The sequence below is a fragment of the Patescibacteria group bacterium genome, assembly GCA_041665365.1.
Classification (GTDB): domain Bacteria; phylum Patescibacteriota; class Patescibacteriia; order UBA9570; family UBA9570; genus UBA9570.
Genome location: JBAYIY010000012.1, coordinates 1 through 12,720, shown reverse-complemented (window position 1 = coordinate 12,720; position 12,720 = coordinate 1). Strand labels below are relative to the sequence as shown.

Sequence of the window (12,720 nt, the reverse complement as noted above, 5' to 3'; positions counted from 1 at the left end):
TGCGTCGATCCAAAAGATCCGCCCTTAAGTCTCCCTAAACCCTGTGTTCATCCGCGTGGCGGGTGAGTAGAGGGTTGAATTGTATCCAAAATGTGGTAGGATGTCTGATATGTCAGACATAACTACACAAATTGTCTATTGGAAGACTACTGGGCAACGTAATCTAAAAACGGCAGAAGATTTGTTTAAGACAAAACACTATGATGCTTGTTTATTCTTTTGTCACCTGACTTTAGAAAAACATCTCAAAGGGATGGTAGTTGCTTGCACTAAGGATTTTCCTCCATACATTCATGATTTAGCCAAGTTAGTTAAACTAACTGATTTGGATTTATCAGATCAAAATATGGCCGATCTACGAATGATCACGACTTTTAATATTGCTGGCCGTTACGATGATATTAAATTAAATTTTTATAAACAGTGTACGTTAACATTTACAAAAAAATATTTGTCAATCACAAAACAATTATGTCAAATAATTATAAAAAAATACCCAAAGCTGTAAGAGATAACATTGCCAGTTACATTATTTCTTTAGAAAAAGATAATCTTCCAATTGAAAAAGTCGTGTTATTTGGATCATATGCTAAAGGTACTCAGCATCAATGGAGTGATATAGATTTATGTATTGTATCTCCAAAATTTCGTAATGCTTGGCAGGCCACTCAATATTTATGGTCAAAACGGATTAATGATATTGGATTAACTATTGAACCGGTAGGTTTTTCACCGGTTGATTATAAATCAGAATCACCGCTCCTAGCGGAGATTAAACGAACCGGTATTAGAGTTGATTAAATTACTTCCCAAACGGGTAAATAATTTCACCAATTTTTTCGATAACTTGATCAATAATATTTGGTATAGATTTTTTTTCGTCTTTACTAAACCTGGCTAAAACATAATCAGCCGTATCGCCAATTTGGTGTGTATTATCAACCGGGGCAATACCAACCTTGAGGCGGGCAAACTCAGTGGTGCCGAGGTGTTCGATAATGGATTTTATTCCATTGTGTCCGCCGGACGATCCTTTTACGCGAAATCGAATCGTGCCAAAGGGTAGATCTTTATCATCATAAATTACCAGTATGTCCGGTAAAGCTATATGGTAATAATCCACTAAGTGCCTAACCGCACTGCCAGAATTGTTCATGAATGTCTGTGGTTTGGCGTACAACGTGGTGCTAGTTTTATGAATCAGACTATTTGATGGTTTGTCTATTTGCCAATCCGGAATAATTTTATCTAAGATGATAAACCCAACATTGTGACGCGTGGTGGCATAATTTTTACCTGGGTTACCAAGACCGATGATTAGTTTCATAAATGTATCATTCTTTGGCGCGGACTTCCAAATAGATCGGCACACCTTCGTAAGAACAGTGTTCACGAATCAGGTTTTCGACAATATGAATAATGGCCGGTGGTACATTTTTCGGGCGGGGCGTTTGCAATAAGAAGCGGGGTGGATTAATACTGGTTTGGGTAAGTGATTGCAGATCAAGTTTGCGTTTGGGTTTATCGGCATAACCTTGGCGGCGTTCTTTGGGTTGACGATACAGCACTTGCCGCACAACACCATCCAACTCAGCCTGTTCCATCCAATGATTCTGGAAATCAAACACACGTTGCGTGATATCCAATAATTGTGTGGTACGTTGTTTCTCTAGAGCAGAAATAAAAGTGATGGGAGTGTGAGTAGAAAAATCAAACTGATGGCCATAATAGCGCATGTAATCGTTAATCGTGCTGGCAGTTTTATTCGGAATCAAATCCCATTTATTCACCACTAAGATAAAACTCTTGCCTTTCATTTTAATATAATCGAGCATGGCTTTATCTTGATGGGTGATGCGCCGCTGGGCTTCAATGACACACAGTACCACATCGGCTTGAGCAATCATCGCTTTGGTTTGATTAACACTCAGGCGTTCTAAATCTCCACCATCGCCACTACCCACTTTGGTTTTACGGCGCATACCGGCCGTGTCGATTAAATTATATAAGTGTCCGTTGTAAGACAATAAAGTATCATGTGGATCACGCGTGGTGTGGGGGAGAGGGCTCACTATCACTAGATCTTCACCGATTAGACCATTAAATAAAGTCGACTTGCCAACATTCGGTTGCCCTACAATGGCTACCTGAATGGTAGTTTGATCTTCAATGCGCGTGGCGACAACTGGGATGCGACTAAATACCAGATCAAGTAAATCACCAGTGCCGCTCCCATTTTTAGCCGAACACGCCACATGATCAGCAAATGGCAACACGGCAAATGTAGCCATACCGGCTTGTTGGGTGCGCAAACTTTCCGCTTTGTTAATACAAACAATGACCGGTATCTTCAGGCGCTGTAACCACTTGGCCGTATCACGATCTTGTGGCATGACATCAGCTTGATTATCGACTACAAAAATAACCGCCGCCGCTCCCTTAACGGCTTTAGCTACCTGCGCTTGGATATCTTTATCCAACGGATCAAATACGGCCATGTCTAAACCACCGGTATCAACTAACAATAAACTTGACCCTTGCCAGTGTACGACCGCTTGGTTTTGATCCCGTGTGGTGTTAGCGTGGGGTGAGACAATGGCTCGGCCAGTATCGGTTAAACGATTAAAAAGAGTTGATTTGCCCACATTAGTGCGGCCAATCAAGACAACTTTAGGGTAGAGGTTGTGCGGCTGGTTCATCATTGTGGCCTACGATAATAATAAGGTCAGCGCTGGTATCCAACGTACCATTACTATCTAGACTTAACAAGGTGTCGGTTTGTCGCGCACTCGCAATTTCACCTGACACAACTGTTGTAATTTTTTCCAATATGGTCTGATCAATTTGATCTGATATTTGATAAATGGTGGTCGTGGTGTAATCATTGGTGATAGCGTTACCGACATTACCCACGGTGAAGCCGGCGACTGTTAGATTAGCCGCGGCGGTATTAGCCAAACCTCTTTCATTGGTACCATTTAATACTTGTATGGTTATGTCTGATGGTTGTAGAGACGTGTCCGATGGTAGAGACGTTGCATGCAACGTCTCTACCGGTTCGTTAAAAATATCCTTCGCTAATTTTTGTATACCGCTATAATCATAATCACCCGCCACCGGTACCACCACATCGGCTCCGCTACTAGTTATAGTGGTCTTTACCAAACCATCTGGTGAGTTATCCACGACGCGATTAATGGTATTGGCTGGATTGATCGACCCGGTTAATTGATATAGTCGATACATTTCCCACAGTTGTAAATTGGTTTGTACGTGAGAATCGATATCCGTGAGCATGCCGGCCATTCGACCCGGATTTAAAATCGTACCAGCTGATAACAATTTGGCTTTAAAAGCTTGTAAAACATATTGTTGGCGTTTAGCTCGTCCAAAATCTTCTGCTTCAGCCGCTGGGCCTGAGATTAGTTTGCGCAGACGCGCATAAATTAAGGCTCTCTCACCCATCATTGTTTCTGAACCGCGGACAAATTTTATCGCACAGTATGGGCCATCATCTAAATAATACAGATTGGTTTTCGGGCACTGATAAGATAATTCTGACGCGCCATATAAACCGGTGAAAGTATTATCAATCGGCACATCAACTCCGCCAACATCATCAATTAATTTTTGAAAACCAGAAAAATCGAGCAATACATAATAATGCATTGTCAATCCAGTGACACCTTCAATCGTTTGCACAGCGGTTTTCATATCGCGCAAGGCATAGACAGAATTTATCTTATGACCTTCCCAATAGTCTGGGTTTGTTTCACTATAAATTTTTACAACCAAGTCACGTGGCAAAGATAATAGAGCTACCTGTTTAGTGGAAGGTTTAATACTGGCAATCATAATTGAGTCGGTCAGTGTGCCACCATCATGACCGTCACCACCAATACCAAGTAACAGCACATTGATACGATCTTTACCTTCACCCCGCACCGGGTTACTTTGCTTAGTTACTAAAGATCCGAGCTGGCTTAAGGCCGATGGTTTGGCTGAGTTTGTCTGATAATATCTATAATAGACGGTATAACCGAGTAAGCTGGCACAGATTATTAAAATAAGCGGAATAACCCATAAGCGATGATCAAACTTAAACATTTTGCCAGTATACCCTGGGTACTTGATTAGTTCAAGAATTTCTTGTATGGTGCAAGGCGGATATGAAACGAATCTTGATCATTGAGGATGAAGCCTCACTTAGCCGGATCCTCCAGGAAGTGTTAACTGATCGGGGTTATCAGGTGGATGTGGCTGCGCAAGGCGAGGAAGGTTGGTATAAAACCAAAGATACCCGCCCGGATTTGGTGTTACTAGATGTGATTGTTCCAAAACTAAATGGTTTTACTTACTTAAAGCGGTTGCGCAAAGCCAAAAAGTTAGCTAATATTCCAGTGATAATTTTATCAAATCTTGGGCAGGAGGCTGATATTGCTGAAGCCAGAGAGCTAGGCGTAGTCGATTATCTTATTAAATCTAATCACACCATCGAAGCGATTGTGCAAAGAGTAGCCACTGCCTGCCATGATGAACCCCAAACTGTTTAAAGTTTTATCTTTTATCTGGGAGATGGTCAAAGTAGTGGCCGTTTCTTTGTTGATTGTTTTACCGATTCGATATTTCTTGGTGCAACCATTTTATGTGAAGGGGTCTTCAATGGAACCTAATTTCCATGATTATGAATACCTCATTATCGATGAAATTTCTTACCGCTTTAACGAGCCACAACATGGCCAAGTTGTCGTGATGCGTGATCCTTTGGAGAAAAGTAAATATTTTATTAAAAGAATTATCGGTATTCCCGGCGATACTATTTTAATCAAAGATGGCCAAGTGTCGCGCAATGGAGAAGCATTGAATGAAACAGCCTATTTATCTCCGTCCGTAGAAACGACTGGTCCAATTGCTGTCTTGGATATTACACTGGGAGACAATGAGTATTATGTCATGGGTGATAATCGTGCTGCCAGTTTTGATTCGCGCCGGTTCGGTCCCATCGATCGCTCGGCTTTAATTGGTCGAGTGTGGGTGCGGGCTTGGCCGGTTACTAAATTTACTACTTATTAATTTGTATTCTCGTATGTCAACCAAAAAGAAACCTGCTGTAACTAAAAAAGTGGAGAGTCCAGTTGTGGCTCCCAAGAAATCACGGCGCAAATATGAACCGCCACAATTGCTGAAAGGCATGAAAGATATTTTGCCCGAAGAGCAATCTTATCGTATGGCCATTCTGCGTAAATTGGAAGACATTGCTATTTCTTATGGTTACCAAAGAATTGACACACCAATTTTGGAACAAGCCAGTTTGTTTCAGCGCTCGATTGGCGAACACACTGATGTAGTTGAGAAAGAAATGTACAATTTTGAAGATAAATCTGGTGATCAAGTGGCCTTGCGTCCGGAATTTACCGCCTCCATTGCGCGCGCCTATATTGAACATGGTATGCAGAATCGCACGCAACCGGTTAAGTTATATACAGTCGGTCCGTTATTTCGACATGATCGCCCTCAAGCTGGCCGCTATCGCCAGTTTTGGCAGTTAGATTTAGAAGTGATTGGTGAAGGCCAACCGGTCATTGATGCGGAGTTGATTTCCATTGGTTATTTCTTGTTTAAAGATTTAGGCTTAGATGCCATGGTGAATATTAACAGCATTGGTGATGAACAATGTCGGCCACAGTATATTCAACACTTGCAAGAATATTTTCGAGCCCGCCGCAAGAATTTATGTGATAATTGCAAATTAAGATTATCCAAAAATACTTTACGCTTATTGGATTGTAAAGAACCGGCTTGTCAAGAAATTGCTCAAGATGCCCCACAGATTATCGATCACCTCTGTGCCCCGTGCCGTGATCACTTTGTGAAAGTACTGGAGTTGCTTGATGAAACACAAATTCCTTATACGCTGAATCCGAAAATTGTGCGTGGCTTAGATTATTACTCTCGCACCGCTTGGGAATTTTTTCCGGTCATGCAAGGTGAAGAACAAATGCAAAGTCAAGCGGCGCTAGCTGGTGGTGGGCGCTATGATGCTTTATTGCAAAAATTAGGTGCTACGCAACCCGTCCCAGCCTCTGGTTTTGCGGCTGGCATCGAGCGTTTAATTTTGGCAATGAAAGCCAAAAATATTATGTTGCCGAGTTTGTATGTGCCGGATGTATACTTAGCTCAGCTGGGTGCCTCGGCGCAAAAACGTTCCTTGCGTTTGATGGAGCAATTACGTCAGGCTGGGTTTAAAGTGTGGGGAAATTTAGTGAAAGAAAGTTTATCGGCTCAGCTTAAAGTGGCCAATAAATTAGGGGTTAGTTTCACCTTGATATTAGGTCAAAAAGAATTATTAGATGGCACGATCATTGTGCGTGACATGGATAGTAATTCTCAAGAAATTGTCGATATTAAAAAAATTGAAAAAGAATTAGCTAAACGCCTAGAGAAGGCACCGGTGTCTTCAATACCAAAAACGGTTGGTGCTTATGATGCCATCGCCGCGAATATCGATGAAACAGCCATTATACCTGAGGTAGTTACTCCAGAAATTGTTCAACCTGGTCAAAAAACCTTGCCGATTGTTGAGTAACACTTATGGATTGTCTGTTCTGTCAAATCATTCGCAAACAGATTCCTAGTAAAATTGTTCTGGAAACAACCAGTGTATTGGTGATTCATGATATTAATCCTAAAGCTAAAGTGCACGTGTTAGCCATTCCCAAGCAACACTTGGTGACGTTACAGGATATTACTGAACAAAATCAATCGGTTATAGGCGAATTGTGTTTAGCGATTAAGACAGTTACCACACAACTTGGTATAGCCGACAGTGGCTATAAAGTTGTGATCAATAATGGTCGTAATGGCGGCCAAATAGTGCCGCATTTGCACATGCATGTGTTAGGCGGGGAACGGGTGCAGGGTATTACATAACAATTGTGTCTGGAATATAATAGATCATTAGTCAGAGTTATGTTATAATTGTTTCTTAATGAACTGGTTTATTAAGAAACAAATAACACGGCATGCTAAAAAAGCGAAGCGTTCTCTGCTGGCAAAGATGATTTTATTGTTTTTGCATATTTGGTTAGGTTTTTACCATGTTTTAGTTTTGTTATTCTATCCGGATCATAAAAGTTTTCCAACCTTTTATGAACTAACCGATCATGGTTACACTGAGTCATACATTCAACATGTTGCCTATAAACGCCAGATGCGTTTAAAAACATTAGTGAGTTCTGTTTTACTGATTGGTTGGGTGACTGTATTTGAAGTATCTGCCACAATTTTAGTGCCAAGTATTTTTGGACAATCAGTTGGTGCTGTTAATACTCCAGTTTCATGGGATAATAGTGGTGGCGATGGCCTATGGAGTAACTGCACAAACTGGGTGGGTGATGTTTGCCCGGGAGTAGGTAATATCGCCACTTTTGATCCAGCTGTGTCAGATACTCCGTCTACCATCGATGCCGGTGGCACCTTTGGCGGTAGTATCGCTGGAGTAAATATACTGACTGGGTTTACCGGAACGATTACACAGGCTAGATCATTAACACTTGCCTCCAGTGGTTGGACGCAAGCGGGAGGTGTTTTTACCGGAGCTTCTCAGGACATTACCATAAATAGTAGTGGCCCTTTTGCTTTATCGGCAGGAACATTCACTTCAACATCTGGAAACTTTCAAACTACTGGAAACTTTACCATCTCAGGCACGGGTTCATTTGAACCTTCTACCGGCACAGTTACAATATCAAGCTTCAGCACTAATTCTGCTACATATGACGTTGTTTCATCTGAGACATTTAATAATTTCATTATCAATTCGACTAATGCTCTAGTTATTAATACCGGTGATACGCTAGTTGTGACGGGCACTCTAACTCTAACCAGGGGGTTTATAAGTAGTGGTACGGTTGATGCCAAAGGAAATATTATTCAAGCCGCAACTTTTAGTTCTGGTTCCGGAATTATTAATTTTAGTGATGATGATAACGGTGGTGACGGTGATACTGATGTGCAAACTTATACAATTGCCGGGGGATCTACCCCGATTATTAATTTAGATTCGGCAGCTGATGCTAATGACATTATCATTGTAAACGGTGCGACGTATTTTGGTGGAATTATCACTACGGCCGACTTTACCGGTACTGTTCCGATTACGAATGCCAGTGATTATATTTTATCTTTTCGTAATATTACTCTAGGTGGTGGTACTTTATCTGGTGCCGGTCAAGCGCAGTGGATACTTAATGCTTGTACTTTTACTCAGGCTAGTAGTACTGTCTTCATAGCACCAGCGCTTATCACTGTAAGCTCTGCTTCTAGTATGGATGTTCTTTCTACACAAAATGTTAATAATTTTACCGTTTTATCGTCATTTAGTCTTGGTTCTGGTGACACTCTGATAATCAATGGTAACCTGACATTAACTACTGGTGGTTTAGTATTAGGTACCTTTAACGTCATGGGGGATATTACTCAGGGAGCGTCTTTTCAGGGAAGTAATGGAATAATAAATTTTAGCGACGATACTAACGGTGGTGACGGCGATACTGATGTTCAAACTTATACCATTGCCGGCGGATCGGCACCAAAAATAAATTTAGATTCAGCCGCTGATGCCAATGACATTATCACTGTGAACGGTGCGACGGTTTTTTATGGACTCACAACAACCACTGGCTTTACCGGTACTGTTCCTATAACTAATACCGGTAACTATACTTTATCTTTTCGTAATCTTATTACGCTCGGTGGTGGTACTTTATCTGGCGCCGGCCAAGCACAATGGATATTTATTAATCTCACTTATACTCAATCTGGTAGTGCTGTGTTTATAGCGCCACTGCTTATCACGACAACCGGTTCTGTTACAAACATGGATGTCATTTCAACGCAAGCGGTTAACAATCTGACTGTTAACGGTAATGGTGGCATGTATTTAAGCACCGGTGACACACTGATAATTAATGGTAATCTTACTTTATCCACTGGTTATTTCGAATCAGGTACCCTTAATGTCATGGGGGATATTACACAAGGATCGTCTTTTGTTGGAGGTCATGGTACATTAAATTTTAGCGACGATACTAACGGTGGTGACGGCGATACTGATGTTCAAACTTATACCATTGCCGGCGGATCTGTCCAAAAAATAAATTTAGATTCAGCTGCTGATGCTAATGACATTATCACCGTGAACGGTACGACAGTTTTTTCTGCCATCACTACGACGGCTGGTTTTACTGGTACTGTTCCTATGACAAATACCGGTAACTATACTTTAACTTTTCAAAATCTTACGCTCGGTGGCGGCACTTTATCTGGGGCCGGTCAAGCACAATGGATATTCAATGTTTGTACGTATACTCAATCTGGTAGTGCAGTATTTATAGCGCCACTGCTTATCACGACAACCGGTTCTGGTCATACGACTATGGATGTCATTGCAACACAAGAGGTTAATAATTTTACCGTAGCTACAACAGGTGGTTATTCAACCATGTTAGGTAACAGTGACACTCTAATAATAAATGGTACACTTATCTTAACGGGTAAGATTAATCAGGGTACCTTTCAGCCCAAAGGTGATGTAACTATCGGTGCTAGTTTTGACGGTAGTGGTACTTCTACTCTGGTTTTTGCTGGGTCGGCTAATCAATCATTCAACTTAACTGGTGCAACGGGAGTTTTTAATAAAGACATCACCGTCAACAAAACCGGTGGTGCCGTTAACCTGGCTTCCGCTTTAGTGATGGATGCAGCGAGTCAAGATTTAGTCATCCAACAAGGTACCTTCGATCTATCCGGTAATAATCTTACAGTGAATGGTGGTTCCGGTACATTAGTAGTGCAAAATACCGGCACACTTCGCCTGCAAGGCGGTGAAACCATCACGGCTAATGCCAGTAACCCGCAACTTCAGTCCGGTAGTACGGTGTACTACGATGGTACGACCGGTCCTTATACCTTAAAGAACTACACCACTTATCAAGGTCTAACTATAGATGGTTCTGGAACCACCTTTAATCTACCAGCCGCCCTTGATGTTAACGGTAATCTAACTATAAGTGCCGGAACCTTAGATACCACCGCCAGTAATTTCCAAACCAACGTGGCTGGTAACTGGTCAAATAGCGGTACATTCAATGGTCAATTAGGTCTAGTTGTTTTTGATGGAACGAGCCAAACTATTTCCGGTACGACTACTTTCAATGCTTTTACTAAATCCGTTGTGGCCGCAGCTACTTTAACCTTCCCAGCCAGTGTCACTCAAACTTTCACCGGAGCACTCATCTTAAATGGTGTAGCCGGTCAAAGACTATCATTAAGAAGTAGTGTCACTGACACTAAAGCTTTAATTGATCCACAAAGTAACAGAACAGTTAGTTATCTAGATGTTAAAGATAACGATAATAACAATTTAACCGCCATTACTTGTGGGACAGGTTGTTTAGATAGCACTAATAATGAAAATTGGATTTTCCCTGGAGTCACCATCACCACACCAGACGCCATTTCAACTGAAGCTGGTGGCACAGCTGAATTTACTGCCGTCTTAACCACTCAACCGACTAGTGATGTATCTTTTACAGTAGTCAGTTCAGATTTAACCGCAGGTACCATTGTGCCAGCCAGTTTAACTTTTACTAATGGTAATTGGAGTACTCCACAAACTGTCACTGTCACAGGAGTAAATGATGCTCTAGATGATGGCGACATAGCCTACAGTATTATCACCGGAACAACCAGCTCGGTTGATGCGGAGTATGTCGGTAAGACAGTAGCCGATGTCTCACTCACCAATACCGATGATGATGTATCTGGAGTCACTGTGAATACGACCGATGCCACTTCAACCGAAGCTGGTGATACGGCTGCATTCACCATGGTCTTAACTGCTCAACCAACCGGTGATGTTGAAGTAGATTCTGTGACGACAGATGCCACCGAAGGTACAGTGACGACTGGAGCGATATTAACTTTCACCAGTGTTAACTGGGCAACTCCACAAACCATCACAGTAACAGGTCAAAACGACGCTGTTGATGATGGGGATATTGGTTATTCAATTACCACCACCGTTAATGCTGGTAATACCGCTGATGCTCTTTATGATGTGGTTAATCCGTCAGACCCAGCCCTCACTAACACTGATGATGATACCGCTGGTTTCACCATCTCCGCTATTTCCGGTAACACCACTGAAGCTGGTGGTACCGCTACTTGCACGGTTAAACTTACCAGTGAACCCACCGGTGATGTCACTATTCCAATATCTTCAACAGACACCACTGAAGGTACTATTACATCAGCTGCAACATTAACTTTCACGGCACTCAACTGGAATACAAACCAAACCGTCACCGTCACTGGTCAAAACGATGCTGTCGACGATGGAGATATCCTCTATGCTGCTGTCTTAGGTCTAACTACTTCAAGTGATGGTAATTATTCTGGTGTAAATCCAGCTGATGTAGCTGTAACTAATATCGATAACGATACTGCCGGTGTTACCGTTGGAGCTGTCTTAGGAGATACGACCGAAGTTAGTGACACAGCTACTTACAGCGTTGTTCTAAATACTCAACCAACTGGAGATGTTGAAATAGATGCTACTTCCAACGATGTTACCGAAGGTACTGTAACTAATGGAGCTACTTTAATTTTTACTTCAGTAAATTGGGCTGCTCCACAAACCGTCACTATTACCGGCGTAAACGATGATGTCGATGATGGTAACATTGGTTACTTAATTACAACCACCGTTAATGCAGGCAACACGCTTGATTCCGTCTATGATGTGGTCGATCCAGTCGTTGTGTCTGTGACTAATATCGATAATGATACGGCTGGTATTACATTAACTGAATCTGGCGGTTCAACTGACGTAGAGGAAGAAGGTGCAACTTCAGATACATATAATGTTGTTCTATCTAGTGAACCAACCAGTGATGTGACTATAGAAATTATACCAGACTCGCAAATAGATATTGATGCTTCACTCACTTTTACATCAGGTAATTGGGATGTTCCACAAACTGTTACGGTCACTGCGGTCGATGACGCTGTTGATGAAGTCAATATCCATCCAGGAGTTATCTCTCATGTCGTCAGTTCGGCCGACATTAACTACAACAATTTTGTTTTAGCTGATGTCACAGCCAATGTCACAGATAATGATAATGCTAGTTTTTTAATCTCAGATATTTCTGGTGACACCACCGAAACTGGTGGTATGGCTACTTACACTATAGTGCTCACTTCACAACCGGTTGGAGACGTTGCAGTAGATTCAATCTCCAGCGATGCGACTGAAGGTAATATTACTTCAGGAGGTACTTTAACTTTTACAGCAGACAATTGGTCTGCACCACAGACTGTGACAGTTACTGGTGCTAATGATGATACTGTTGATGGTAATATTGACTACACAATAATTTTAAGTTCAATCACTTCAACCGATCCAAACTACAATAATATCAATCCAGATATAATTTCTGTGATTAACTTAGATCAAAATAGTGCCGGTATCACCATCACCGCACCAACTGGTGGTAGCACTCTAACTGAAGGAGGAGACTCAGCTACTTACATCGTTGTCCTAGATTCTCAACCGACTGGTGATGTCATGGTCATCATCACTGATGGTACAGAAGTGTCCATAGATCCAACTACTCTAATCTTTACCCCAGACAACTGGTCAACTCCACAAACCGT

At 41.8% G+C, this 12,720-nt stretch carries 10 protein-coding genes; 7 read left to right on the top strand and 3 right to left on the bottom strand.

Annotated features, from left to right (window positions below):
• Positions 1-109 precede the first annotated feature (109 nt).
• Complete coding sequence (locus tag WCV88_05410; protein ID MFA6475603.1) at positions 110-508, top strand: HEPN domain-containing protein; 399 nt, start codon at positions 110-112, stop codon at positions 506-508.
• Complete coding sequence (locus tag WCV88_05405) at positions 472-801, top strand: nucleotidyltransferase domain-containing protein (GenBank protein MFA6475602.1); 330 nt, start codon at positions 472-474, stop codon at positions 799-801. The genes WCV88_05410 and WCV88_05405 overlap by 37 nt, the downstream gene beginning before the upstream one ends.
• Position 802: 1 nt before the next feature.
• On the opposite strand, the gene pth is transcribed toward WCV88_05405, so the two are convergent.
• Genes pth through WCV88_05390 form a run of 3 tightly spaced genes read right to left on the bottom strand, consistent with a single transcriptional unit; the run spans position 803 to position 4,107 of the window.
• Positions 803-1,327 carry an aminoacyl-tRNA hydrolase gene (pth, locus tag WCV88_05400; protein ID MFA6475601.1) on the bottom strand — a complete coding sequence of 175 codons (525 nt, stop codon included), beginning with the start codon at positions 1,325-1,327 and terminating at the stop codon, positions 803-805.
• A gap of 7 nt (positions 1,328-1,334) precedes the next feature.
• Positions 1,335-2,699: a ribosome biogenesis GTPase Der gene (gene der, locus WCV88_05395; GenBank protein MFA6475600.1), complete on the bottom strand. Its 1,365-nt coding sequence runs from the start codon at positions 2,697-2,699 to the stop codon at positions 1,335-1,337.
• Entirely contained in the window at positions 2,671-4,107 is a 1,437-nt protein-coding gene (locus WCV88_05390) for an LCP family protein (GenBank protein ID MFA6475599.1), read from the bottom strand. Before WCV88_05390 ends, der begins: the two co-directional genes overlap by 29 nt.
• Positions 4,108-4,169: 62 nt before the next feature.
• Here WCV88_05390 and WCV88_05385 point away from each other — a divergent pair, with 62 nt between their 5' ends.
• From WCV88_05385 to WCV88_05365, 5 genes are all read left to right on the top strand, one after another.
• Positions 4,170-4,553, top strand: a complete 384-nt coding sequence (locus WCV88_05385; protein MFA6475598.1) for a response regulator — start codon at positions 4,170-4,172, stop codon at positions 4,551-4,553.
• Complete coding sequence (lepB, locus tag WCV88_05380) at positions 4,531-5,073, top strand: signal peptidase I (GenBank protein MFA6475597.1); 543 nt, start codon at positions 4,531-4,533, stop codon at positions 5,071-5,073. The genes WCV88_05385 and lepB overlap by 23 nt, the downstream gene beginning before the upstream one ends.
• A gap of 13 nt (positions 5,074-5,086) precedes the next feature.
• Entirely contained in the window at positions 5,087-6,586 is a 1,500-nt protein-coding gene (gene hisS / locus WCV88_05375) for a histidine--tRNA ligase (GenBank protein ID MFA6475596.1), read from the top strand.
• 5 nt (positions 6,587-6,591) lie between these two features.
• On the top strand, positions 6,592-6,930 hold the full coding sequence (locus WCV88_05370) for a histidine triad nucleotide-binding protein (protein MFA6475595.1): 339 nt from the start codon (positions 6,592-6,594) through the stop codon (positions 6,928-6,930).
• Positions 6,931-7,057: 127 nt separating this feature from the next.
• Positions 7,058-12,720 (top strand): hypothetical protein (locus tag WCV88_05365; GenBank protein ID MFA6475594.1); only part of this gene is annotated, 5,663 nt, incomplete at its 3' end.